At 70.0% G+C, this 25358-nt stretch carries 19 protein-coding genes; 13 read left to right on the forward strand and 6 right to left on the reverse strand.

Going from position 1 to position 25358, the window contains the following annotated elements:
* Positions 1 to 16: 16 nt before the first annotated feature.
* Together QSK35_RS38710 and QSK35_RS38715 are read right to left on the reverse strand one after the other, a co-directional pair.
* Positions 17 to 1240, reverse strand: a complete 1224-nt coding sequence (locus QSK35_RS38710; protein WP_285752866.1) for a lanthionine synthetase C family protein — start codon at positions 1238 to 1240, stop codon at positions 17 to 19.
* Complete coding sequence (locus QSK35_RS38715; protein ID WP_285752867.1) at positions 1237 to 4185, reverse strand: lantibiotic dehydratase; 2949 nt, start codon at positions 4183 to 4185, stop codon at positions 1237 to 1239. Before QSK35_RS38715 ends, QSK35_RS38710 begins: the two co-directional genes overlap by 4 nt.
* Before the next feature lie 163 nt (positions 4186 to 4348).
* On the opposite strand from QSK35_RS38715, the gene QSK35_RS38720 reads away from it, so the two are divergent.
* Positions 4349 to 5518, forward strand: a complete 1170-nt coding sequence (locus QSK35_RS38720; RefSeq protein WP_285752868.1) for a lanthionine synthetase C family protein — start codon at positions 4349 to 4351, stop codon at positions 5516 to 5518.
* Between the two features lie 11 nt (positions 5519 to 5529).
* Positions 5530 to 7389, forward strand: coding sequence for an ABC transporter ATP-binding protein (locus QSK35_RS38725; protein WP_285752869.1), 1860 nt, complete (start codon positions 5530 to 5532; stop codon positions 7387 to 7389).
* On the opposite strand, the gene QSK35_RS38730 is transcribed toward QSK35_RS38725, so the two are convergent.
* Complete coding sequence (locus QSK35_RS38730) at positions 7386 to 7535, reverse strand: hypothetical protein (RefSeq protein ID WP_285752871.1); 150 nt, start codon at positions 7533 to 7535, stop codon at positions 7386 to 7388. The genes QSK35_RS38725 and QSK35_RS38730 overlap by 4 nt on opposite strands.
* A 162-nt stretch (positions 7536 to 7697) precedes the next feature.
* Between QSK35_RS38730 and typA the strand changes: the two genes are divergently transcribed.
* The 7 genes from typA to QSK35_RS38765 all read left to right on the forward strand — a co-directional run bounded on the left by typA (position 7698) and on the right by QSK35_RS38765 (position 17676).
* Entirely contained in the window at positions 7698 to 9593 is a 1896-nt protein-coding gene (gene typA / locus QSK35_RS38735) for a translational GTPase TypA (RefSeq protein WP_285752872.1), read from the forward strand.
* A gap of 98 nt (positions 9594 to 9691) precedes the next feature.
* The gene (locus QSK35_RS38740; protein WP_285752875.1) at positions 9692 to 11365 is read left to right on the forward strand and encodes an ABC transporter family substrate-binding protein; all 1674 of its coding nucleotides are present in this window, start codon (positions 9692 to 9694) and stop codon (positions 11363 to 11365) included.
* 288 nt (positions 11366 to 11653) lie between these two features.
* Positions 11654 to 13432, forward strand: coding sequence for an ABC transporter family substrate-binding protein (locus QSK35_RS38745; protein ID WP_285752877.1), 1779 nt, complete (start codon positions 11654 to 11656; stop codon positions 13430 to 13432).
* 165 nt (positions 13433 to 13597) lie between these two features.
* A complete protein-coding gene (locus QSK35_RS38750; RefSeq protein ID WP_285752879.1) occupies positions 13598 to 14596 on the forward strand; it encodes an ABC transporter permease in 999 nt (332 codons plus the stop codon).
* Between the two features lie 40 nt (positions 14597 to 14636).
* Positions 14637 to 15524, forward strand: a complete 888-nt coding sequence (locus tag QSK35_RS38755) for an ABC transporter permease (RefSeq protein ID WP_285752900.1) — start codon at positions 14637 to 14639, stop codon at positions 15522 to 15524.
* Positions 15524 to 16678 (forward strand): ABC transporter ATP-binding protein, encoded by a 1155-nt coding sequence (locus tag QSK35_RS38760; protein ID WP_285752881.1) that lies wholly within the window; start codon positions 15524 to 15526, stop codon positions 16676 to 16678. Before QSK35_RS38755 ends, QSK35_RS38760 begins: the two co-directional genes overlap by 1 nt.
* The gene (locus tag QSK35_RS38765) at positions 16675 to 17676 is read left to right on the forward strand and encodes an ABC transporter ATP-binding protein (protein WP_285752883.1); all 1002 of its coding nucleotides are present in this window, start codon (positions 16675 to 16677) and stop codon (positions 17674 to 17676) included. The genes QSK35_RS38760 and QSK35_RS38765 overlap by 4 nt, the downstream gene beginning before the upstream one ends.
* Before the next feature lie 40 nt (positions 17677 to 17716).
* Here QSK35_RS38765 and QSK35_RS38770 read toward each other — a convergent pair whose 3' ends face one another.
* Complete coding sequence (locus QSK35_RS38770) at positions 17717 to 20602, reverse strand: AfsR/SARP family transcriptional regulator (protein WP_285752885.1); 2886 nt, start codon at positions 20600 to 20602, stop codon at positions 17717 to 17719.
* A 36-nt stretch (positions 20603 to 20638) separates the two neighbouring features.
* On the opposite strand from QSK35_RS38770, the gene mshB reads away from it, so the two are divergent.
* On the forward strand, positions 20639 to 21475 hold the full coding sequence (gene mshB / locus QSK35_RS38775; RefSeq protein ID WP_285752887.1) for an N-acetyl-1-D-myo-inositol-2-amino-2-deoxy-alpha-D-glucopyranoside deacetylase: 837 nt from the start codon (positions 20639 to 20641) through the stop codon (positions 21473 to 21475).
* Positions 21465 to 21863 carry a hypothetical protein gene (locus QSK35_RS38780; protein ID WP_285752889.1) on the forward strand — a complete coding sequence of 133 codons (399 nt, stop codon included), beginning with the start codon at positions 21465 to 21467 and terminating at the stop codon, positions 21861 to 21863. The genes mshB and QSK35_RS38780 overlap by 11 nt, the downstream gene beginning before the upstream one ends.
* On the opposite strand, the gene QSK35_RS38785 is transcribed toward QSK35_RS38780, so the two are convergent.
* The gene (locus QSK35_RS38785) at positions 21845 to 22558 is read right to left on the reverse strand and encodes a GNAT family N-acetyltransferase (RefSeq protein ID WP_285752891.1); all 714 of its coding nucleotides are present in this window, start codon (positions 22556 to 22558) and stop codon (positions 21845 to 21847) included. The two genes, QSK35_RS38780 and QSK35_RS38785, sit on opposite strands and share 19 nt — an antisense overlap.
* Before the next feature lie 160 nt (positions 22559 to 22718).
* On the opposite strand from QSK35_RS38785, the gene fdxA reads away from it, so the two are divergent.
* Positions 22719 to 23045 carry a ferredoxin gene (gene fdxA, locus QSK35_RS38790; protein WP_285752893.1) on the forward strand — a complete coding sequence of 109 codons (327 nt, stop codon included), beginning with the start codon at positions 22719 to 22721 and terminating at the stop codon, positions 23043 to 23045.
* Complete coding sequence (dapC, locus tag QSK35_RS38795) at positions 23042 to 24142, forward strand: succinyldiaminopimelate transaminase (RefSeq protein ID WP_285752895.1); 1101 nt, start codon at positions 23042 to 23044, stop codon at positions 24140 to 24142. Before fdxA ends, dapC begins: the two co-directional genes overlap by 4 nt.
* Here dapC and dapD read toward each other — a convergent pair.
* Positions 24139 to 25092: a 2,3,4,5-tetrahydropyridine-2,6-dicarboxylate N-succinyltransferase gene (dapD, locus tag QSK35_RS38800; protein WP_285752897.1), complete on the reverse strand. Its 954-nt coding sequence runs from the start codon at positions 25090 to 25092 to the stop codon at positions 24139 to 24141. The two genes, dapC and dapD, sit on opposite strands and share 4 nt — an antisense overlap.
* Positions 25093 to 25358 lie beyond the last annotated feature (266 nt).

Genomic DNA, 25358 nt, shown 5'->3' on the forward strand with positions numbered 1-25358 from the left:
GTGTTGAGTTCTGCTGTCAGAGCAGCAGGCATGTGGGCCACGAGGTCGCGGTCGACCCCCTGGCGTAGCGGAGCAGCGCCAGCGCGATCCCGGCGACGCCCTCCAGGAACCCGGCGCGGTCCTGCGGATCGGCCCGGTAGGTGTAGCGATAGCCGAACGGCGACTCCGGCTCGAACGCGTCGAGCAGCAGCACGGCCAGCGCGTCGAGGTCGTCCTGCAACGCCGTGGCGCCGTTCTCGACCATCGTCTGGGTGACGGTCAGCAGCCCGGCCAGGCCGTGGCACAGCGACGAGTCCACCAGGCCCCAAGCCTCTCGGGGCGCTGCCAGAGCGGATCGCATCGCGCCGACCGCCAGGTCCGTGCCGGCGGGGTCGCTGCTGAGCTGCAGGGCGTGTGCGACACCGGCGGTGCCGTAGCACCAGGCGTTGATCTCGTGCGGCACCGGTCCGGCCTCGTCCGGCCACGTCACGTGGCTCGGCCAGCACGTACCGTGCTCGCCGTCCAGTCGCAGGCCCGCCAGCCACGTCCTGACCCGTTCGATGGCTTCGTCGAGCCCCGGCACGGTGCCTCGCGCGCGGACCAGCAGCGGCAGCAGGCCCGTCACGCCGTGCGCGAGGCCGAGGTTGAAGTGGCCGGTCGGCAGTCCCGGCGCCGGCGGGGCGTCGACCCACCAGCCGGGCACCTCGACGCCCTGTACCCGCACCGGTTCCGTCATGGCGACGAGGCAGGTGAGGACGTCGCGCACCACCGGGCTGTCGCGGTTCAGCAGGTGAACCCCGAGGCCGACCAGGCCGTTGATCAGGTCGTACGAGGACGTCTCGGTGAGCGGCCTGCCCGCGGCCATTCGTTCGTTCTCGGCATTGATCAACGTGCGTGCGCGGTCGGCGACCAGCTCGTCGAGCCTGGTCAGCAGGCGGTCGTAGTCACCGGGACCTCGGCGAGCGCGGTCCGCCGCAAACGCCAGCGCGGGCGCTCCGGTGAACAGGCTGGGGTGCTGGTTGGACACACCTGGCGCGGCCGCGGTGATGTGCGCGTGCGCGGCCCGGCGTGCGCCGGGGTCGTCGGCCGCCAGCTCCGCGAACAGCAGCGCGATGCCCGCGTGGCCCTCGCCCAGCGATGCGGGCTGCCACGAGCGCGCGTGGTCCACGACCGCGGCCGGGTCGGCGAGCCTGGTGGCGATGTCGGTGGCCACCTCGGTGGCACGGGTGCGCGGGTCGGTCAGCGGAGTCGGCTCGGTCATCGGCTCGCCGCCCGTTGCCGGTCCAGGTGCGCTCGCACGGCGCCCGCGGCGATGGCGAGCGAGTCCAGTTCGAGCGGCCGGTTGATGCCGACGTGCCGGTTGAAGTGCATGTGCATCAGGCCGGACAGCGCCACGTCGCGCGGCGTCCACGACTCGGTGCGGCGGAACAGCTCGCCGTACTCGGCCACCGCGTCCCGCCAGGATTCGTCCATTGTGGACTCTTGGTCGAGCAGCCGGACCGCCGCGGCGCGATGCCGCTGGAACGCCTGGTGGTGCGAGTCCTTCGGGAACGACGTGACCAGCCACGTCATCCAGTCCTCGGCGCCGAACGAGCGGAGCAGGTCGAGGTAGTTCGCCGCCGCGGTCAGTTCGGGAGACGTGGTCTTGGCGCGCGTGATCGCCGCCGCGCTGTCCGCGTGGAAGAAGCGTTCGGCGGCCTCGATGAGCTCGGGCCCGCCGTAGCGCTCGAGTTCCGGGTCGTAGGTGTCCAGCAGCAGGGCGCCGCACTCGCCGCGGCGGCGCAGGCCGGCGGCCCAGTCGTGCAGCGCGGGCAGGAGCCGGGCGGGGTCGCCGTGGAACCGCAGCCGCAGGTGCGGGTCCGGATCGCGGTAGCGCAGGAAGAACCACCGGTCGACCTCGTCCGGCAGGGCGCGCAGCAGTTCCGGCAAGGCCTGGGTGATCAGCTGGTCGTGCCGGTTCTCCGCGGCGTACACCTTGGCGTACAGCCAGTCGCCGCCCGGCAGGTGCGCGTGGTCGGCCGTGCGCATCGGAGCCCGCGGCAGCGTGCGGGGACGCTCGGGCTCGGCGGTCGGCAGCAGCGTGAAGACGACCTCGTTGCGGTGACCGTCCAGCCAGCCGGTGTCGCCCGGTGGCTCGACCAGCACCGTGTCCGGCTCGCGGCGCAGCTCGTCGCGCAGCAGGTGCAGGTGCAGGTCGTAGTCCAGGTTCAGCTCGATCCGCTGGTCGGCGAACGTCGCCTGCACGATCGAGGGCACGTCCCATTCCTCGCGCCACGCCCGGAAGCGCTCCGTCCAGTTCGAGTCCGAAGTGGACAGATCGGGACGCCAGCGGGCGGGCGACAGCACCGTGCGGCCGTGACGGATCCGCGGCAGGAACGGCAGCCGCCGGGCCGCGCCCCACACCCACGGGTTCCAGATCGTGCGGAACCCGCGCGGCAGCTCGAACAGCAGCCGGGCGACGTTCGGCGCCAGCGTGCGGATGTTGACCATGTGGAACGTGCTGGGCCTGATCTCGTGGCCGAGCGAGAGCGAGTACAGGTGCAGCCCGTCCGGCGTGGCCGCGACCGCCAGGTCGTCGAGCCCCAGCACGCCCGGTGCGCCGCGGTCGGTGAACACGCCGGCACCGATGCGGCGTTCGGCGACCGACGGCACCTGCGCCACGTTCGCCAGCCGGGTCGAGCCGGTCTCGAACGTCAGCTGGACGTCGCCGTCGGCGATTTCGGCGAGCTGCTCGGTGAGGTCGTCGAAGAGGTACGCGAACCGGCCGGTCACGGCGCCTCCCGACCCCCCACCGATGATCGGCGTGACGAGCCGGAAGTCGCCCGCCCGCAACGCTTCCGCCGACGACGCCACGACGGTGGCGGAGAAGTCGAGCGACTCGTGCGGAGCGGCCGGTCGTTCCGGCGCCAGGTGCGCGATCAGGTCCTCGTCGAGAACGATTTCCCGCTGCCGTGACCACGCCGCCCGGTGCGCCAGTGCGAACAGCCGGTCGTCGTTCTGCTCGGGCGGGGGACCGGGCGTGCGCGTCGAGACCGGGACCCGGTAGCCCGCGGGAGCACCGAGTCCGCGCTGCGGGTCGAGCAGCTCCTTGACCGGCACCAGCCTGCCGAGGCCGTAGCGCTCCACGAAGTCGCGCAGGAACTCGTCGAGGTGGTGGTGCCGGGACACTTCCGGCGTCAGTCGCCAGAGGACGGACGCCGCACTTTCGGCCTCCTCCGCGACCGCGCGTGGTAGCCGGACGTCCGCGTCCAGCACGAGATCGACGTGGAGCTGTTCTCCGTCCGGGTGCAGGCGCTTCATCGCGGTGGTCGCGGCCCGCCACGCGGGCAGACCGTGGCCGAGCGGCTGACGGGCGTACTCCGCCGCCAGCCGGTGAGCGTCGCGCAGCTCGGCGACGTCCGGCAGGCCGGTGTTCCCCAGCAGGTCGAGCACGTGGCGCACCGGGTCCGGCGCGTGCGCCGGGGGACGCAGGTCGGTGAGCAGGATCCGCTGTGCGACGAGACCGCGCACGAGCCCCTCGACGCGGTCGCGCGGCGCACCGGCGAAAGTCGAGCACACGCCGTCGACCAGGTCCGGGAAGCGGATCGGTCGCGACGCTCTCGCCAGCACCTCGGCGACCACCGGGGTGTGCCGGACGGACAGCTCGTCCGGTCGTTCCTCGGCGCCTTCGGCATCCTGCGGTGCGAACGGCAGCACGAGCCGGTCGCCGCGGAGGAACGCCAGGTCGTTCGCGACGAGCGAGAGGTGCGGCAGTACGGCCGGGTCCTGTTCCCACCGGCGCAGCACGGCGGTCAGCCAGCCGTGGTCGGCGCGCACCGATCGGCGGTGGTCGCGCCCCAGCCGCGTCTTGGCCTCGGTGCCCGACGTGTCGGCCACGGCGACGCCGGCGAGCAGGCCGTACGGGGTGGGCCGGGACGCCATCCGGAGCCGGTAGCGGGTGAGCGCTGTCGCGAGGCGGCGGAGCCTGGCCTGCCCCGGCTCCGCGCCCGCCTCCAGGGCGTCGATGCCGTGGGCGAGCGATGCGCTGGACACCGCGACCGCCTCGCGCACGACCGGGTCCGCGACCAGCCGCGACACGTACTCGCGGACCGCGGCGGAGTCGGAGAGATCGAGGTCGGTCCAGGTGTCCTCGGCCGTGGCGGACGGCATCGTGGCGGCGCGCAACAGCGCCAGCCGCGCAACGGTGAACAGGCCTTGGCCAGGCATCCGAAAAGTTCCCCCCAGAACCGAGTGCCGACGCAGAATGACACACGGCCGGCGAAATCGCACGCGGTGACCTGAGTCACAACGCGGCTCGTGCGATCGTGGTACACGTTGGACGGTTCCGTCGCTGGGGGGCGAGACGACAGTGGTTCATCAGGCGTGCGCGGTGGTCGACGATGTCGCCGCACGGCTCGCGGACGAGCAACGGCTGGGCGACGCCGTGGCACTGGCGATGGCACAGACGTCGCATCCGGAAGTCAACGTGTGGCGACCGATGTCGCTCGCGTTCGGCGACAGCGGTGTCGCGCTGCTCCTCGGCGTCCTCGGGCACGACGTGGCCGGACATCGGTTGCTGGCCGGCGCGGTGGGCGGGATCGCCGCGGGCAGTCCGCTCGGGTTGTTCGACGGTGTGCACGGCGTGCGTGCCGCGGCGTGGGCCCTCAGCAAGGACGGCGCGAGGTACACCGGTCTTCTGTCCAAACTGGACCGATTCGTCGCGACCGGTGACGCCGGAACCGTTGCCGGAGGCGTGGCCTCCGCGTACGACCTGATCGGCGGGATCACCGGCTGGGGAGCCGGGCTGCTCGCCCACCGCACCGCGGAGACCGGCGACGCGCTGGCCGGGGTGGTGCGCGCTGTCGGCCGGCTGCTGTCCGAGGACGACGAAGGGCCGCGAGCGTGGATGGTGGTGGACGAGCGCAGAGCGGTCGACACCGGTGTCGCGCACGGTATTCCGGGACTGCTGGCGTTCGCGTCGCTGGCGCTGAGCACGCCCGATCTCGCGACGCCGGAGCTGCGCGACGCCGTGGCATGGGGTTCGCGGTGGTTGTTGCGGCTGGGGAAGTCGTTGCCGCAAAAGGGTTTCTGGCCACAGATCGTGTCGATGGAGCTCGAACCCGGTCCGATGGTCGGTCCGAAGTGGTGCTACGGCACCGCCGGTGTCGCGCGCGCATTGTGGTTGGCGGGCAAGGCCTTGGACGACCAGGAGGTGCTCGCCGAGGCGGTGCGGATGGCACTGGAGGTCGCCGGTGCCGACCCGGCTGAGCTGCCTTCGCCGGGACTGTGCCACGGACTCGCGGGAACGCTACTCGTGCTGCGGCACTTCGCTTGGGACACCGGCCGCGCCGAGTTCGACGTGGCTGTGCGGGACCTCTCGGCCGCGCTGCTCGACCGGTACGACCCGGACAGTCCGATGGGGTTCCGCGACGTAGAGAACAGCGGCGCCGAGGTCGACAACCCCGGCCTGCTCAGCGGAGCCGCGGGGATCGCGCTCGCGCTGCACGCGCTCGACCTGGGTGAACGGCCGTGGTGGAGCCGGCTGTTCCTGCTCGGGTGAAAGGGAGAGTCGTGGATCCGTTGTTCGGTGCGGGGATCAGGTTCGACGGCGACGCGCCGAAAGCCGAGGCAGGACTTGGTTTCCTGGCGATGGCCCGGCGGCTGCCGAGGCTCGTCGCGGTCGTGCTGCGGCTCGCCTGGGCCGCCGACCGGTGGGCGTTGACCGCGGTGCTGGCCATCCAGATCGCCGTCGCGCCGCTCACCCTCACGGGCCTCCTCGCGACGAACCGCGTGCTCGAACCGTTGCTCGCCGGCGGCCCGACTCCGGAACGCGTGCTCGGCGCGTTGCCCGCGCTCGCCTGGCTGGGCACCGCGACCGCGTTGGTCAGCGTGTTGACGGCGGTCGGCAACGCGGCCCGGACCGCGCTGGCGCCCAAGGTGCAGCGCGCCGCGGACACCCGGCTCATGCACTGCGCCGTCCGCGTCGAGCTGGCCGCGGCCGAGGACTCGCGGTTCCACGACCTGATGGCGTCCGGCTACCGGGGCGCCGAGGCCACGGCCAAGGTGATCGACTCGGTGGTCGGCGTGATCGGCGCGGTGCTCGGGTTGCTCGCCGCGGCGGGCGCGCTGGCCGTGCTGAGTCCGTGGCTGGTGCCGTTGCTGGTGCTGGCCGTGGTGCCGAAGGGCTGGGCGACCGTGCGGTCCGCCCGCGCCCGGTTCGTCTCGGCGCGAAAACACACCGAGCTGGTGCGCCAGGTCGACCTGCTGGGTTCGCTGACCGTGTTCCCGCAGGCGGCCGAGGAGTTGCGCACCCACAAGGTGGGCGACTTCCTGCTCGGTCACCACGCGCGGCTGTCGGCGCGGGCGGAGGCGGAGAACCAGCGGCTGGCGTGGGCGGAGTCGCGGGCGAACCTGGTCGCGGGTGCGATCTCCGGCCTGACCGTCGCGGTCGTGTACGGCGTGCTCGTGCTGCTCCTGCTGCGCGGCGACGTCCCGCTCGCCACGACCGGCGCCGCGCTGCTCGCGATCAGCCTCGGGCTGACCCGGCTCACGATGCTGGTGAGCCAGGTCAACGTCGTCTACGAGAAGGGGCTTTTCGTACTCGACTGGGAGAACGCCCTGGCCGAGGCCGACCGGCACCGCATGCGCGTCGACGGCCGGCCGGTGCCCGGCCCGCCGTCGGTGATCACCGCGACGGACGTCCACTTCCGCTATCCCGGAGCGCCGCGGCCCGCGGTCGACGGCGCGACCGTCAGCGTGCGGCGCGGCGAGATCATCGCGCTCGTCGGCGAGAACGGCTCGGGCAAGACCACGATGGCGAAACTGCTCGCCGGGCTGTACCTGCCGGAGTCGGGCGCGATCACCTGGGACGGCGCCGACCTCGCCGGGTTGAACCGCGACGACGTGTTCGACCAGGTCGCCCTGGTGTCGCAGAACTTCATGAACTGGCCGTTCGCCGCGCGCGTCAACGTCGGCATCGGCCGCACCGACCGGGAGGCGACCGCCGAGCTGCTCGAGGATGCGGCACGGGCCGGCGGTGCCGACCGGATCGTCGCCCGGTTGCCGCACGGGTGGGACACGCTGCTCGCCCGTGAGTTCCTCGGCGGGACGAACCTCTCGGGCGGTCAGTGGCAGCGGATCGGGCTCGCGCGGGCCTGGTTCCGGGACGCCTCGGTGCTGATCTTCGACGAGCCGACCGCCGCGCTGGATCCGGTGACGGAGATCGAGGTGTTCGACCGGGTGGCGAAGCTCGCGAAGGCCGGTAAGTCCGTCATCCTCGTCACCCACCGGATGGCGTCGGTGCGGTGTGCGGACCGGATCTACGTGCTGGACGCGGGCGTGGTCACCGAGTCCGGCACCCATGACGAGCTGATGGCGGCCGGCGGCCGGTACGCGGCCATGTACAAGGTGCAGGCCGAGCAGTTCGCTTAGGCGGCGGCCTTCTTCTTCGCGGCCTTGGCCGCCTTCTTCTCGGCCTTCTTCCTGCGCTTGTCCCGCTCCTTCAGCAGTGCGACGACCGGGCAGCCCTTGCAGCGAGGCTTCGACCGGCAGCACTTCTTCTTCAACTTCTTGCCCACCAACGCTCCACTCAGACGGATGACGCTAGGGTAGGTGAGGCTCACCTCACGGGGCAGTACTGTGTGGTATTTGCGACGCTGCCGGTACTCTGGTACTCGGCGGTGCGCATCATCGTGTCCGGCGCATGCCCCTCCCTCGCCTACAAGCTCTAGGAGTTCTGCGTGCCCACGGCCACCGCGTCCGCCACTGAGACGCGCACTGACCTGCGCAACGTCGCCATCGTCGCCCACGTCGACCACGGCAAGACGACGCTGGTCGACGCCATGCTGCGTCAGTCCGGCGCCTTCTCCGCGCGTGCCGAACTCGTCGACCGGGTCATGGACTCCGGCGAGCTGGAGCGCGAAAAAGGCATCACGATCCTCGCCAAGAACACCGCTGTGAGGCGACACACACCCGACGGTGACGTGATCATCAACGTCGTCGACACGCCGGGTCACGCGGACTTCGGCGGCGAGGTCGAGCGCGCGCTGTCCATGGTGGACGGCGTCGTGCTGCTCGTGGACGCCTCCGAGGGCCCGCTGCCGCAGACCCGGTTCGTGCTGCGCAAGACGCTGGCCGCCGGACTGCCGGTCATCCTCGTGGTGAACAAGGTCGACCGCCCCGACGCCCGCATCGCCGAGGTCGTCGACGAGGCCCACGACCTGCTGCTGGAGCTGGCCGCCGAGGTCGGCGCGGACGAGTCCGTGCTGGACCTGCCGGTCATCTACGCCTCCGCGCGGGCCGGCCGCTCCTCGCTGAACCAGCCCGAGGACGGCGGCCTGCCGGACGAGGAGAACCTGGACTCGCTGTTCCAGGTGCTGCTCGACTACATCCCGGCCCCGCGGGTCGAGATCGACGCGCCGCTGCAGGCGCTGGTCACGAACCTGGACGCCTCGACGTTCCTCGGCCGCATCGCGCTGTGCCGCATCCACGCGGGCCGGTTGCGCAAGGGCGAGACCGTGTCGTGGTGCCGTGCCGACGGCGAGCCGCAGAAGGTCCGCATCACCGAGCTGCTGATCACCGAGGCCCTGGAGCGCATCCCGGCCGAGGAGGCGCGCGCCGGTGACCTGGTCGCCATCGCGGGCATCCCGGACATCACCATCGGCGACACGCTGGCCGACGTGGAGAACCCGCGGGCACTGCCGCGGATCACCGTCGACGAGCCGGCGATCTCGATGACCATCGGTGTGAACACCTCGCCGATGGCCGGCCGCAACGGCGGCACCAAGCTGACCGCCCGCATGCTCAAGTCCCGCCTCGACTCGGAGCTCGTCGGCAACGTGTCCGTGCGCGTGCTGCCGACCGAGCGCCCGGACACCTGGGAGGTGCAGGGCCGCGGTGAGCTGGCGCTGGCCATCCTGGTCGAGCAGATGCGCCGCGAGGGCTTCGAGCTGACCGTGGGCAAGCCGCAGGTCGTCACCCGCACCGTCGACGGCAAGGTGCACGAGCCGTTCGAGCGCCTCTCCGTGGACTGCCCGGAGGAGCACCTCGGCGCCGTCACGCAGCTGCTGGCGAACCGCAAGGGCCGCATGGAGAACATGGAGGGCCACGGCACCGGGCGCATCAAGCTCGACTACGTCGTGCCGTCGCGCGGCCTGATCGGCTTCCGCACCGAGTTCCTCACCGAGACCCGCGGCACCGGCATCGCCAACGCCGTGTCCGAGGGCTACGGCCCGTGGGCCGGCGAGATCCGCACCCGCCACAACGGCTCGCTCGTCGCGGACCGCGCGGGTTCGATCACCGCCTACGCGATGATCCAGCTCGCGGACCGCGGCACGTTCTTCGTGGAGCCGGGCGCCGACACCTACGAGGGCATGGTCGTGGGCGAGAACCCGCGTGCCGAGGACCTCGACGTCAACGTGACCCGCGAGAAGAAGCTCACCAACATGCGGTCGTCCACGGCCGACGTGATGGAGACGCTGGCGCGGCCGCGCAAGCTGTCGCTGGAGGAGGCGCTCGAGTTCTGCGCCTTCGACGAGTGCGTCGAGGTGGCGCCGGACGTCGTGCGCGTCCGCAAGGTCACGCTGGACGCGAACCTCCGCGGCCGCGAGCGCTCGCGCCTGAAGCAGCGGGGCTGAAAGTAGGGATTGCCGTTAGGGGCACCCTTGCGACGCCAGACGTCGCAAGGGTGCCCCTAACGGCATCTCGTTCACAGTTGTCTGGCAGGCTCGAACCCATGAGGCGACTTGGGGGAGTTCTCGCGGCGGCCGTGTTCGGGCTTGCCGCGTGCACGAACGCGCCCCCGCCGCCGCTCGTGCCGGCCAGTGAGGCTCCGCCGATCCCCACGACGACCGGGCCGAAGATCAAGGAGATCGTGCTCGGAGTCGACGACGTCAAGGGCGGCTACAACCCGCACGTCCTGGGCGGTCAGAGCGCCATCACCACGGCGCTGTCCTCGCTGCTGCTGCCGAGCACGTTCCGCACCGCCGAGGACGGCACGCCGCGGCTCGACCGGACGTTGATGCTCAGCGCGCAGGTCACCAAGGCCGAGCCGTTCACCGTCACGTACGAGATCCGCAAGGACGCCAGCTGGAGCGACAGCGCGCCGATCGCCGCCGAGGACTTCGTCTATCTCTGGCAGCGGATGCGCAGCGAGCCCGGCGTGGTGGACCCGGCCGGGTACCGGCTGATCTCGAACATCCAGAGCCGTGAGGGCGGCAAGATCGTCGAGGTCGTCTTCTCGAAGCCCTATCCGGGCTGGCGCAGCCTGTTCGGCAACCTGCTGCCCGCGCACCTGCTCAAGGACGCGCCCGGCAACTGGAGCAACGTGCTGGCCACCGGGTTCCCGGCCACGGCCGGGCCGTTCGCGGTGCGGTCGCTCGACGAGCCGCGCGGCGAGGTCGTCCTCGAGCGCAGCGACCGGTACTGGGACACGCCGACGACGCTCGACCGGCTCACCCTGCGGCGGGCCAGCCACGGGGCCATGGCCGACTCCCTCAAGGACGGCGACAACCAGGCCGCGCTCCTGCGGGCGGACGCCATCGCGGTGAACCTGCTGGCCGGCGTGCCGAAGGTGGTCACGACACCGGTGCCGCGCAACGAGGTCGTGCAGGTCCTGTTCCGGCCCGGCAGCCCGCAGCTGGCCACGCCGGGCGTGCGCAAGGCGCTGCTGGCGGCGCTGGACCGCGACGCGCTCATCGCGTCCGGCACCAACAACGGGCCGTCCGCCCAGCTCAGGGCCGACTCACTGGTGATCCCGCCGAGCAAGCCGGAGTACCGGGCGACCATCCCCGGCCCGACGTTCGACCGGGCGAAGACCGAGCAGCTGCTCACCGAGGCCGGCTACACCCGCAGTCCGGCGGGCACCTGGGGCAAAGCGGGCAAACCGTTGCAGATCCAGGTCGCCGCACGCGAAGGCGCCGAGCCTTATGTAACGGTTGCGACTCAGGTGGTGCGGCAACTCAAGTCGGCAGGAATTGACGCGAAGCTCATCACGCCCAACGCCGAAGAACTTCACAGCCGCCTTCTGGTCGCGAATCCAACCGACACACCGGTCGATATAGCGGTTCTTCCGCGTGTCGATGCCGGTGATTCCGCCTCGGCGCTGGCCAGCACATTCGGCTGTGTAACCGCGCCGCCCGATGGTGGGACCCCCGGTCCCGTGAATTCCGCCGGATTCTGTGATCAGGTAATCCAGCCGTCCATCGACTCCGTCCTCACCGGCAAGACATTGCTCGCGGACGCGCTCGCCGCGCTCGAGCCCCAACTGTGGGACCAGGCGGTGGCGCTGCCGTTGTTCCAGGTCGCGGACCTGCTCGCGGTCATGCCGACGGTCTCGGGCGTTGACGCGGGCGCACCACTGGCGGGCGTCCTCTCGGGTGCACCCGAATGGCGCAGGCTCGACAGCTGACGTAAATGTCCCTGACAAATACTTCGAGATGCGGCACGCCCGACTTGTTGACAGTATTTCCGGCGTCCGGTTAACGAACGCTCCCGGCCGGTAATCGGGGAGTTGCTTGCTGCTACCAGCGTGTCACCCTTTGGTCACGATCACGCGTGGGACAGTGACCCGCCCCGTCGCCGGTTCTTACGGTGCTGCAACGGTGTGTCGGTTCGGGGCGCGTAAGACACATCACGGGTTACGGGTGAAGTCGAGCGTCAACAGCCACTTCGCCCAGTGCTAGGAGGGCACGTGTCGATGAGTAGAACCAAAGCACTGCCGGCGATCGCGTTGCTGTCTGGCGCGGTACTCGTGCTTGGCGCATGTAGCGGCGGTGGCGGTGGCGGCAACGCCAGCAGCGGCGACCAGTCGATCGCCGAGATGGCGGTGCCGCGCGGCGAGTCGGGTGACGGCTACACCTCACCCGAGACCAAGGAGAGCGATCTCATCCAGCTCTCGCTGGACAAGCCGTTCACCACGTACAACAACGCCACGGCCGACGGCAACAGCTCGTACAACACCTACGCGCTCACGCTGATCCAGACCGGCGCGTGGAAGCTCGACGGCAACAACAAGGTGATCCTGAACAAGGACGTCATGGAGTCCGTCGAGGTCACCAGCAAGGACCCGCAGGAAGTCACCTGGAAGATCAAGCCGGGTGTGAAGTGGTCCGACGGCGAAGCCTGGGACTGCGACGACTTCTACATGCAGTGGTTCACCCAGTCGGGCAAGGCCAAGAAGGGTGACGGTTCGCCCTACTTCCTGGCGGCGGGCACCACGGGCTACGAGCTGATCGACGGGTCCTGCAAGGACAACCAGACGTTCGTCGGCAAGTTCTCTGAGAAGTACCCGGACTACCAGGACCTGTTCAGCGCCGACGTGCTTCCCGCGCACATCGTCGAGAAGCAGGCCGGTGTCGAGGACATCACCAAGCTGACCCCGACCACCGACGCGGCCACGCTGACCAAGGTCGCGGACTTCTGGAACACCAAGTGGAACGGCTTCGACAAGGCTCTGCAGCCGGGCTCGGGTCAGTACGTCATGACCGAGTTCGTCGCGAACCAGTCGGTGACGCTCGAGCGCAACCCGAACTGGGCCGGCAAGCCCGGTGGCCCGAAGAAGATCTTCATGAAGGCCGTTCCGGACCCGGTCGCGCAGGCGCAGGCGCTGGAGAACGGTGAGGTCCAGGTCAACGGCCTGACCCAGCCGGACGTCAACGCCGCCACCCGCCTGAAGGGCCTGTCGGCCCAGGGCATCACCTTCGGTGCCGCTCCGGGTCTGTCCTTCGAGCACCTCGACCTGAACTTCAAGCACCCGGCTCTGTCCAAGGAAGAGGTCCGCAAGGCCTTCTTCCAGTGCGTGAAGCGTCAGGACATCGCGGACAAGCTGATCTCCGAGATCCAGAGCGACGTCAAGCCGCTCGGCTCGCTGATCTTCTTCCCAGGTGAAGAGGGCTACAAGGACGTCTACGCCGACAAGAGCAAGGGCAGCGCCGAAGAGGCCAAGAAGATCCTCTCCGGTGCCGGGTGGACGCAGGGTGCCGACGGTGTCTTCGCGAAGGACGGCGTGAAGGCGTCCTTCAAGATCAGCCACACCGACATCCCGCGCCGCAAGCAGACGGTCGAGCTCATCCAGGGTCAGTGCAAGGAGGCCGGCATCGAGGTCATCGATGACACCGACCCGAACTTCCTGGACGAGCGCGTGAGCAACGGCGACTACCACGTCGCGCTGTTCGCGTGGTCCGGTTCGCCGTTCAAGAGCTCCAAGAAGTCCATCTACCAGACGGGTGGCGGCCAGAACTGGCAGGGCCTGTCCTCGAAGGGCTTCGACGAGAACTTCACGAAGGGCGTCTCGCAGACCTCGATCGCCGACGCGACGAAGTACTACCAGGAAGCGGACAAGGCGCTGGCCGACACGTACGGCTCGCTCCCGCTGTTCCAGATGCCGAACATGTGGGCCTTCAAGGGCCTCGACCGGGTGTACTTCCAGAGCTACTACGGTGTGGCGGCCTTCGCCAACGAGTGGCAGCAGAAGTGATCTCGTTCGGTTAACGCACTACTCCGGGCGGCGGGGTCGGACCACAAGTCCGGCCCCGTTCGCCTGGGTTCCCCCCGACTTCACACCGCGCGTACAGTCCGCGCAGGAGGGTTCCCGTGCCCGGTCTCACCCCCAGGCCGCCGGGTGCCGTCAAGGAGCTAGATCGTGATTCGCTACATACTTCGCCGAATTCTCATATCGATACCGATCCTTCTGCTCGGTAGCTTCCTCTGCTACGTGCTGGTCGCGTCGGCGGGCAACCCGCTGGCGGACATGCGCGCCCGCCCCGGCGTCACCGAGGCGCAGGTCCAGCAGGTGGCCAACGAGCTCGGCCTCAACCGGCCGGTGATCGTGCGTTACTGGGACTGGCTGACGAACTTCCTGCAGGGCGACTGGGGCCAGAGCGTCGCGCTCGGCCAGGCTCGCCAGGCCGTGCAGCCCGCCGTCCTCGACGCGCTGTGGACCACCGGACGCCTCGTGGTCGGTTCGGAGATCCTCGCCCTGTCCCTCGGTGTCGCGGTGGGCGTGCTCGCCGCGGTCCGCCAGTACTCGATCTTCGACTACGTCGCGACCAGCACCGCGTTCCTGATGTTCTCGATGCCGATCTTCTGTGTCGCGGTCATCGTCAAGAACTACGGAATCCAGTTCAACAACGTGCTGCAGTCCGTCGGGCTGGAACGCTGGCTGACCACCGCCGGTCCACGACAAGGCGGCTTCTCCGGCAGCTTCGGCGAGGCGATCTTCAAGTACACCGGAACGTTCCTGCTGCCGACGCTCAGCCTCATGCTGATCAGCTTCGCGGCGTACAGCCGGTTCGAGCGCGCCTCGATGCTCGAGGTCATGCACTCGGACTACGTGCGCACCGCGCGGGCCAAGGGCATCTCGCAGAGCCGTGTGATCTTCAAGCACGCGTTCCGCAACGCCCTCATCCCGGTCGCGACGCTGTTCTCGCTGAACTTCGGCGCGGTGTTCTCCGGCGCGATCATCACCGAGACGGTGTTCGGGTGGTCCGGGATGGGCACGTTGCTGATCAGCTCGGTCCGCAACTTCGACCCGGCGATGCTGATGGGCTGGCTCGCCGTGACCGCCACCCTGGTCGTCCTGTTCAACCTGGTTGCCGACATCGTGTACGGCATCCTCGACCCGAGGATCCGCCTTGGCTAACGTCAACCTGACCACGGCCACGACAGCGCCGTCGCCGTCCGTGGACTCTTCTGGCGCACACGAGTTCGACGCCACCGTCACCAGGACTCAGGGCCAGCTGGTGCTGCGCCGCTTCCTGCGGCACCGCATGGCGATGGTCAGCTTCGGCGTCCTCGTCCTGCTGCTCCTCTTCGCGTTCATCGGCCCGCTGGTGTGGAGCTACGACTTCGAGGACGTCTCCAGCAAGGCCTACCAGGCGCCGAACGGGACGCACCCGCTGGGCACCACGCAGGTCGGCAAGGACATGCTGGCGCTGCTCATGCGCGGCACCGGCTACTCGCTGCAGATCGCGTTCGTCGTCGCCGCGCTGGCGACCGTCATCGGTGTCGCGTTCGGCGCGCTCGCGGGCTACCTGCGCGGGTTCGTCGACAACGCGCTGATGCGCCTCGTCGACCTGATGCTGATCGTCCCGCAGATCGCCGTCGCGGCCATCGTCGTGAAGGGCTTCTCGGGCAGCTGGTACGTGGTGGCGCTGGTCCTCGCGGGCTTCGCGTGGATGTCCATCGCCCGCATCACCCGCGGTGAGACGCTCTCGCTGTCCCAGCGCGAGTTCATCGAGGCCGCGCGGGCCGCGGGCGCGACGACGCCACGGATCATCTTCAAGCACCTCGTTCCGAACATGATCGGCAGCATCACGGTCAACGCGACCCTCGCGGTCGCCGCCGCGGTGCTGACCGAGGCCGCGTTGTCGTTCCTCGGTCTCGGTGTCCAGCCGCCCGACACGTCGCTCGGCGTGATCGTTCAGGAGAACTACGGGCAGTTCATCACCCGGCCCTGGCTGTTCTGGGGCCCGTTCGTGGTGCTCGTGGCCATCTCCCTCGCCGTGAACTTCATCGGTGACGGTCTCCGCGACGCGTTCGACCCCCGGCAGACGAAGGTGCGTGCTTGATGTCCCAGGTGTCCGAACTGACGGAGGACTTCCTGCCCTCCGACTCCACCACCCCGCTGCTGTCGGTCGAAGGCCTCTCGGTCACGTTCCCGACCGACGACGGCGACGTGCGCGCGGTGCGCAACGTCTCGTTCGAGCTCAACCCCGGCGACGTCCTCGGCATCGTCGGTGAGTCGGGATCGGGCAAGTCGGTCTCCTCGATGGCGATCATGGGCCTGCTGCCCGGCTCCGCCCGGATCGACGGCTCGATCAAGTACCGGGGCAACGAGCTCGTCGGCCGCAGCTACAAGCAGATGCAGCCGTTCCGCTCCAAGCACATCTCGATGATCTTCCAGGATCCGATGACGTCGCTCAACCCGGTTTACACCGTGGGCTGGCAGCTCGCGGAGGCCTACCGGGCGCACCACGACGTGTCGAAGAAGGCGGCGTGGGCGAAGGCCGTCGAGGCACTGGAACTGGTCGGCATCCCGCAGCCGGACAAGCGTGCGGCGCAGTTCCCGCACGAGTTCTCCGGCGGTATGCGCCAGCGCGTGGTGATCGCCATGGCGATCATCAACGACCCGAGCGTGATCATCGCCGACGAGCCGACCACCGCGCTCGACGTCACCGTGCAGGCGCAGATCCTCGACACGATGCTGCGCATCCAGCAGGAGACCGACGCGGCCATCGTGATGATCACGCACGACCTCGGCGTCGTCGCCGGCATGGTCAACCGCGTGCAGGTCATGTACGGCGGCACGGTCGTCGAGTCCGGCCCGGTCGACGAGGTCTTCGAGACCCCGCGCATGCCGTACACGGTCGGCCTGCTCGGTTCGGTGCCGAACCCGTCCACGCTGGGCAAGCGCCTCACGCCGATCAAGGGCGCCCCGCCCTCGCTGGTCAACCTGCCGTCGGGCTGCTCGTTCACGCCCCGCTGCCCGCTCGCGGCCGACGTCTGCCACGAGTCGGAGCCGGTGCTGGGTGAGGCGGGTCTGCCGAACCACCTGACGCGGTGCCACCGCTGGGAGCACCTCGCGTCGCTGCAGAACCCGCAGAAGCTGTTCATCACCGACGAGATCGGCGTCGTCGAGAACCCGGCCTCGCTCGTCGTGGCCAACCCCGACGAGGTCTCGGTGGTCGCGGACGTCGTGCGAGTTGAAGGAGATCTCTCGTGACCACGCCTTTGCTGGAGGTCACGGACCTCGTCAAGTCCTTCCCCGTGCGCGGCAAGGGGATCATCCCCCGCGCGGTCGGCGAGGTGCAGGCCGTCTCCGGCGTGTCGTTCACGCTGAACGCCGGTGAGACGCTCGGCCTGGTCGGCGAGTCCGGTTGCGGCAAGTCCACGACCGGGCGCGCGATCCTGCAGCTGCACAAGCCGACCTCGGGGTCGGTGAAGTTCGAGGGCCGCGAGCTCACGTCGATGAGCAACAAGCAGCTGCGGCCGTTGCGCAAGGACATCCAGATCGTCTTCCAGGACCCGTACGCTTCGCTGAACCCGAAGTGGCAGGTCAACGACATCATCGCGGAGCCGCTGCGCATCCACGACCACAAGGGCGGCGACAAGGCCGTCCAGCGCCGGGTCAACGAGCTGATGGAGCTCGTCGGCCTCAACCCGGAGCACCGCAACCGCTACCCGCACGAGTTCTCCGGCGGTCAGCGCCAGCGCATCGGCATCGCCCGCGCACTGGCGTTGAACCCGAAGTTCCTCGTGCTGGACGAGCCGGTGTCCGCGCTGGACGTGTCCGTGCAGGCCGGTGTGGTGAACCTGCTGGAGGAACTGCAGGAGCGGCTGGGCCTGGCGTACCTGTTCGTGGCGCACGACCTGTCGGTCGTCCGGCACATCTCGGACCGGGTCGCGGTCATGTACCTCGGCAAGATCATCGAGATGGGTGACCGCGAGGCGATCTACAACCGCCCGATGCACCCGTACACGCAGGCGCTGCTGTCGGCCGTGCCGATGCCGGACCCCAAGGCCGAGCGGCAGCGGCAGCGGATCGTGCTCACCGGTGACGTGCCGTCGCCGGTGAACCCGCCGTCGGGCTGCCGGTTCCGCACGCGGTGCTGGAAGGCGCAGGACATCTGCGCGACCGAGGAGCCCAGGCTGGAGTTCCGCGGTTCGGCCGAGGGCACCATGTCGGCGTGCCACTTCGCCGAGGAGAAGTCGGTCGTCTAAGGGTTCACGCCCAGGCAGAGGTCGTGAGTGGTTTCCGTTGCTATGACGACGGAAACCACTCACGACCTTTTGCTTGCAGGGCATGGACTTCGGCCGCGTACAGCCGCAGGCCCGTGCGTTCGATCATGGCGGCGGCCTCGTCGGCGTCGCGCAACGCCGACCGGTCGTCGCCCAGCGCGTGGTGGGCCTCGGCGCGGCACAGCAGGGACTCGATGACGGCCGGGAGCTCGCCGGCCTCGGTGAAGACGACCAGTGCCTCGGTGTGCAGTGCGACAGCCGCCTTCGGGTCGCCGAGCCGGTTGCGCGCGACGCCGACCCGGTTCAGAAACCTGGCCTCGAAGCCGCGATCGTCGCGGGACTTGGCCAGCGCGCGCCCGCGTTCGCCGAGGGCCAGCGCCTCGTCGAGCCGGCCGTGCGCCGCCTCGATCGCCGACCGTTCGTCGAGGACCACGTACTCGCCGCGCGACGAGGACGTGATGCGCTCGTGGATGTGGGCCGCGGCGTCGATGAACTCGCGCGCGGACTCCAGCTTTCCCTGCGCCCGGTGCGCGTGGCAGAGGTTGCCGAGGCACGTCGCCTCGGTCTGCTCGTTGCCGAGCTCGCGACTCACCACGAGACCCGCGAGCAGGTGCTGCTCCGCCTCGGCCAGCCGCCCGGTGTCGACGCACGCCATGCCGAGGCTGGACAACGTGTTCGCCTCGCGCAGCCGGCCGCCCACCGCGCGGCAGACTTCCAGTGACTCGGTCAGGTACGCGATGCCGGAGTCCGCTTCGCCCAGTCGCATGTGGGCGATGCCCGCGTTGTGCAGCACCGCGGCGAGACCTTCGGACGGGCCGAGCCGCGCGAACTGCGCTTTGGCGCCGGTGAAGTGGCCGAGCGCGTCGCGCAGCCGTGACTCGGACCAGGCGAGCGCGCCCAGGCTGTTGTACATCACGGCCATGGCGAGGTCGTCGCCCGCGGCGACGGCGGCTTCGAGGCCCGCGTGGGCGACTTCGGCCCACTCGCGGCGGTGCCGGGCGGGCATCAGGAACCCGCGCAGCGCGTCGGCGAGACGCCAGCTGATCGAGCTCGCCGGGCGGGCGGTGACCGTGGCGACGAGGTTGCCCAGTTCGGCGGACAGCCAGGCCCTCGCGTCCGCGGTGTCGGTGAAGGTGCGGCCGGGGCCGAGCGGTTCGGGCCACTTGGTGCGGTGCATGGCCGTGTTGATCAGGTCGACGGCGTGGTCGGCCGACGCCAGGTACCACTCCGCGAGCCGCCGGGCCGCGACATCGCGGTCGGGGTCCTCCTCGGCGCATCGCTGCATCGCGAACTCGCGCAGCAGGTCGTGGAAGGTGAACCGGCCGTCGGCGTGCTGCAGCAGGTTCGCCGTGGTCAGCCGTTCGAGCGCCGGTCCGGCTTCGGCCCCCGCCAGCACGGACGCGGCCGCGGCGGTGAAGTCCACTCCGGGGGCGTGTCCCAGCAGCCGGAAGAGCCGGCGCACGTCGGGTGGCAGGGCGAGGTAGGACAGCGAGAACGCCGCCTGCACGGCGTTCTCCTCGTCGCCGTCGACCGCGAGCGCGGCCAACCGGCTGTCGGCGTGCAGCTCGTCGAGGTAGCCCGCGATGTCGCCGTTGGTGATGCGCGCGCCCGCGATCCGGATCGCCAGCGGCAGGTGGGCGCACGCGTCGGCCAGCTCGGCGGCGCGCTCGTGGCCGGCGTCGACGAACTGGCCGAGCAGGCCCAGCGCCTCCGTCCGGCTGAACTGGCCGACCGACACCGGCAGCGCGTCCAGGTCGTGCAGCGTGTCACGGCTCGTCAGCAGCACCGCGCAGCCGTTTCCGTCAGGCAGCAGCGGCCGTACCTGGTCCGCCGACGCGGCGTTGTCGAGCAGCAGCAGGACCCGGCGTTCGGCCAGCAGCCGCCGGTACAGCGCGACCTGCTCCGGTTCGCCGACCGGAATGTCCTCGGGCGCCACGCCGAGCGAGCGCAGGAACCGCGTGATCGCGGCGGCCGGCTGCATCGGCGGCTGCGGCGAGTACCCGCGCAGGTTCACGTGCAGCTGGCCGCCGGGGAACCGGTCGCGCAGGCGGTGCGCGACGTGCACGGCCAGCGCGGTCTTGCCGGCGCCCGGCGGCCCGGAGATCGCTGCGACGCCGTTCAGCCCGTCGAGCCGGGCGATCTCGGCGGCGCGGCCGACGAACCCGGCGACGTCCGCGGGCAGCTGCGCGGGCACCGTGCGCGGGCGGCGCAGTTCGTCCTGGAGTGCCTGCAGGTCGGGACCCGGATCGAGGCCCAGTTCGTCGGCGAGCCGTTCGCGGATCGCCTGGAACGCCTGCTCCGCCTCGGCGGCCCGGTTCGACCGGTGCAGCGCCACCATCAGCTGGCCGGTCAGCCGTTCCCGCAGCGGGTGCTCGGCGACGAGGTTCCGTAGTTCTCCGATCAACTCGGCGTGGCGGCCCAGCCGAAGGTCGGCCTCGACGCGGCGTTCGACCGCGGCGAGCCGCCGCTCGAGCAGACCGGGGACGACGTCGCGGTGCAGCGCGGGGGAGGGGACGTCGCGCAACGGCCGGCCGCGCCAGAGCCCCAGCGCCTCGGTCAGCAGCCGCGACCGGACGGCCGGATCGTCCGCCGCCGCGGCCTGGGCGACGAGCGCGTCGAACCACGTGAGGTCCAGTTGGTCCGGTTCGAGCTCGATGACGTAACCGTTCGGCAAGGTCCGGATCACGTTCCGGTGCGGGCCGAGCTTCTGCCGCAGCCGCATGACGGCCGTCTGGAGTGCCGCGGTCGTGCCGCCCATGCGGTCGGCCAGCTCGTCCGCGCTCACACCCGCACCGTTGTTGATCAGCAATGTTGCCAGCACGACCCGGAGCTTCCCGGCGGGCAGCACGATCTGCCCGCGGTCGTCGCGGACCAGGAGGTCACCGAGGATGCCGAACCGCACCGCCATGGCCGGACCATGCTAGCCGGGTCTTACTCTTTTCCGGTGACGCTGACTGCCCCACCACGGCTGCTCCTGGTCCACGCGCACCCCGACGACGAGAGCCTGTGGACGGGCGGCACCATCGCCCGCTACGCCGCCGCCGGCGTGCACGTCACCGTGGTCACCTGCACCCTGGGCGAAGAGGGCGAGATCATCCCGCCCGCACTGCAGAACCTGGCCGCCGACGCCGCCGACCAGCTCGGCGGATATCGCGTGGCGGAGCTGAGATCCGCCTGCGCCGCGCTCGGCGTGACCGACCACAGATTCCTCGGCGGCATCGGCCGCTGGCGCGACTCGGGCATGGTCGGTGTCGACTCCAACGCGCACCCGCGAGCGTTCGTCCAGGGTTCCTTGGACGAGCAGGCCGCGGCGTTGCTGGAGATCCTGCGCGAGGTGAAGCCGCAGGTCGTCGTTACCTACGACAGCTTCGGCGGGTACGGGCACCCCGACCACATCCGCGCGCACGAGATCACCATGGCCGCGTGCCCGCAGGCCCCCGAGGTCGAGCGCGTCTTCTACGCCGTGACTTCGCGCGACGCGACTTCGGCTGGGGTGGCTGCCTTGTCTTTGGACGGCCTGCCGTTCCGGCTGCCCGAACCAGGCGAACTTCCCGTCACGCCGGACGAGGAGATCACCACGGTCGTCGACGTGTCCGAGCACCTGTCCGCGAAGCAGCGCGCTTTGAAGGCGCACTCGACTCAGGTCAGCGTGTTCCCCGGCGGGTACGCGCTGTCCAACGGCATCGCGCAGCCGCTCGTGGACGCCGAGTACTACGTGCTGGCGAAGGGACCCGGCGACGGCGCGGGCACCGATTTGTTCGGAGGCCTGGGTGAGCGGTAGCGGGCGGCTGTTGCTGCTGCTCCTGTGCGTCGAGACGTTCGTGCTCGCCGTGCTGGAGGTCTTCTTCCTGCCGTTGCGGTTCGACGGCACGCTGCTGCCCAGGTGGGGTGACGTGCAGTTCCCGATCACGATCGCGATGGCGATCGTGACGACGCCGATGCTGGTGCTGTGGGCGGCCTCGCTCGGCCGCGGCCTGCGGGTCGCCGCCGCGCCGCTCGCGGTGTGGGCGCTGACCGTGTTCGTCGTGCTGTTCTTCGAACCCGGTGGCGGGCAGTACATGCTGCTCGACGACTGGCGGTCGCTGATGTTGTTCGCCGGTGGCGCGCTACCGGGTGCGGTGGCCGTTGGGGCCGTGATGGGCCGTAATGCTCAAGCAGGGATCCAGTAGCGGTACCGGTGGTGCTCTTCGCATCCGAGCGATGTGTAGAGCTCGATCGCGGCCTTGTTGTGCTCGGCGACCTGCAGCACGCAGGTCGTCGCGCCGTTCTCGACACCCCAGCCGGCCAGTCGCGCCATCAGCTCGCGGGCGAGTCCCCGGCGGCGGTGCTCGGGCCGGACGTTGAGCCGGGCCACGTGCAGCAGGTGCTCGACGACCGTCCCGCGCACGGCGGCGACGGTCTCGCCGTTCTCCTCGATGCTCGCGAAGCAGACGTCGCCCGTCGCGAGCACGTGCTTCTGCGCCTCGGTCGGTTCCTTGGCCGCCGCGAGTTCCCACCATCCGGGAGTTTCGCGACTCTCCGCGGGAATCCCGGCGAACGGCGCGAGCGGACCGGTCATCACCAAGGATTCGGCTCCACCGGGGTGGTCGAGGTTCACGCGCCACCCGGCGGCCGCGATCGCGCGCTCGTGCCGTGACCCGATCACGACGTGCGCGGTCGGAGCGATGTCGTTCCGGGCGGCGAACTCCACGGTCGCGGCGAGTGCGTTTGGGACGGTAAGACCGGGATCGCCAGTGGTCAGCGTGCTGTTGGCGCGGCCGGTGAAGCCCTGGGCGGCGCGCATCAGCCAGTCGCCCAGTCGTTCTTGGGCCAACGCGGGCCAAGCGCGGGCGCAGAGGTGCTCCAGCCGGTCGATGTCGTCCATGGTCGACATCCTGTCTCAGCACGTAACCGGCATGGTGTGACCTGGAGCACGACGAGAATCACATTGGGCAGCTAAGGCAAGCCTGACCGGGTGATACTCAACTGTGCCGCGTACTCTCCGGCTTGCGCGGTGTGGACCAGTAGAGAAGCAGGAGAGCGCAGTGACCTATGTGATCGCCCAGCCGTGCGTGGACGTGCTCGACAAGGCGTGCATCGAAGAGTGCCCCGTCGACTGCATCTACGAAGGCGACCGGATGCTCTACATCCACCCCGATGAGTGCGTGGACTGTGGCGCGTGTGAACCGGTGTGCCCGGTCGAGGCCATCTACTACGAGGACGACGTCCCCGACGAGTGGAAGGAATACACCAAGGCGAACGTCGACTTCTTCGACGAGCTCGGCTCGCCCGGTGGCGCCTCCAAGGTCGGCAAGGTCAGCAACGACCCGTCGTTCATCAAGGCGCTCGAGCCGCAGGCCGAGGGGCATTGACCACTTCGCGCCGGGGTCCGGCTCTGCCGGACTTCCCGTGGGACTCGCTGGCCGATCACGCCGCCAAGGCGCGGACGCACCCCGGTGGCGTGGTCGACCTGTCCGTCGGAACCCCGGTCGATCCCGTCCCGGCGGTGATCCAGGAAGCCCTGGCCACCGTCGCGGACCAGCCCGGTTACCCGACCACCCACGGAACTCCCGAGCTGCGTGAGGCCGCCGTCGCGGCGATGGCCCGCCGCTTCGGCGTGTCCGGGTTGGACCCCGCCGCCGTGCTGCCCACCATCGGGTCGAAGGAGCTCGTGGCGTGGCTGCCCACGCTGCTCGGCCTCGGCCCCGGTGACATCGTCGCCATCCCCGCCGTCGCCTACCCGACCTACGAGGTCGGCGCGCGGATCGCGGGCGTTTCCTTTGTGCGCCTTGAAGATGGTGAGACGCCGCCGCCCGGCACCGCGCTGGTGTGGCTCAACTCGCCGTCCAACCCGACGGGCCGGGTGTTCTCCTCCGACGCCATGCGTTCGGCTGTCGACGCCGCGCGTGCGGTGGGTGCTGTCGTCGCGTCCGACGAGTGCTATCTGACGCTGCCGTGGGAATCCACGCCCGTGTCCGCGCTGCATCCGTCCGTTGTGGACGGTGACTTCACCGGCGTGCTCGCGGTGCACTCGCTGTCGAAATCGTCTTCCCTGGCCGGGTACCGCGCTGGGTTCATCACCGGTGATCCCGCGCTGGTCTCGGAACTGCTGGAAGTGCGCAAGCACGCGGGCATGATCATGCCGCGGCCGGTGCAGGCCGCGATGACGGCCGCGCTGAACGACGACGCGCACGTCGCCGAACAGCGGGCGCGGTATGAGGCCCGGCGTTCGGTGCTGCTGCCCGCGTTGCGGGCGGCCGGGTTCACCGTGTCGCACTCCGAGGCCGGGCTGTACCTGTGGTCGTCTCGCGGTGAGGACGCCTGGGAGACCGTCGCTTGGCTCGCGGATCGCGGGATTCTCGTGGCGCCGGGGACGTTCTACGGGCCGTCCGGTGCGCGGCACGTGCGGATCGCGCTCACCGCTTCCGATGAGCGCGTCGCCGCGGCCGCCGAGCGGATCGCCTCTTAGTCGTTGCTGTGCAAGGCGGCGTTGAGCACAACGCTGCCGCCCTTGCGCGCCTTCACCAGGACCGCGCCGGTCACCGAGTCGCGGATGAACAGCAGGTTGGACTGGCCGGACAGCGTTGCCGCCTTCACGACTGTGCCGTCCGGCAGCGTCACCTTCGTGCCCGCCGTTACGTAGAGGCCGGCCTCGATCACGCAGTCGTCGCCCAGGGAAATGCCCGCGCCCGCGTTGGCGCCCAGCAGGCAGCGCTCTCCGACGGAGATGGTCTCCTTGCCGCCGCCGGACAGCGTGCCCATGACGGACGCGCCACCGCCGACGTCCGAGTGGTCGCCGATCACTACGCCTGCGGAGACTCGGCCCTCGATCATGGCGGTGCCCAGCGTGCCCGCGTTGAAGTTGACGAAGCCCTCGTGCATGACCGTGGTGCCGGGGGCCAGGTGGGCGCCCAGGCGGACGCGGTCGGCGTCGCCCATGCGCACGCCCGTCGGCATCACGTAGTCGACCATGCGTGGGAACTTGTCCACGCTGTAGACGGTTACCGGGCCGCGGGTCCTCAGGCGCAGGCGGGTCTGCTCGAAGCCCTCCACTGCGCATGGGCCGTGGTTGGTCCATACGACGTTGGTGAGCAGGCCGAAGATGCCGTCCAGGTTCTGGCCGTGGGGCTTGACCAGGCGGTGGGACAGCAGGTGCAGTCGGAGGTAGACGTCGTAGGTGTCCTTGGGGGGCTCGGTCAGGTCGATCCCCGTGCGCACGCCTACGACTTCTACGCCTCGCTCCAGGTCCTCGCCTAGGAGTTTCGCGGCTGCCTCGCCTAGGGCGGCTGCGATTTCCGCGCTCGAGAGGCGGGTCGTTCCCGTTGCTTCGCCGCCTAGCTCGGGGGCGGGGAACCAGGTGTCCAGGACTGTGCCGTCCGGGGTGACTGTGGCTAGACCGATGCCGTTTGCAGTGCTCACGGGCGTACAGAGTAGTCGGGTGCCGGTTTGGGGTGACGCGGCGGCTTTCGTGGTGGGTTGCGTTTGTGTTGACGCGGCGGCTTTCGTGCGCGGGGCTCTGCCCCGGACCCCGGCTCAGCTCAAAGAGGGGCCCTCCCTGGGTCCGGTTTCGTAGTGGGTTGCGTTGGGGTGGTGTGCCCCTCCCGTCGCATCGCACCTGAGGCAGCCACATCCGAGACCCCAGGTCAAGCGAAAAGCGTGCTTGACCTGGGGTCTCGGATGCGGCA

The sequence above is a fragment of the Lentzea sp. NBRC 105346 genome, from assembly GCF_030269605.1.
GTDB lineage: Bacteria > Actinomycetota > Actinomycetes > Mycobacteriales > Pseudonocardiaceae > Lentzea.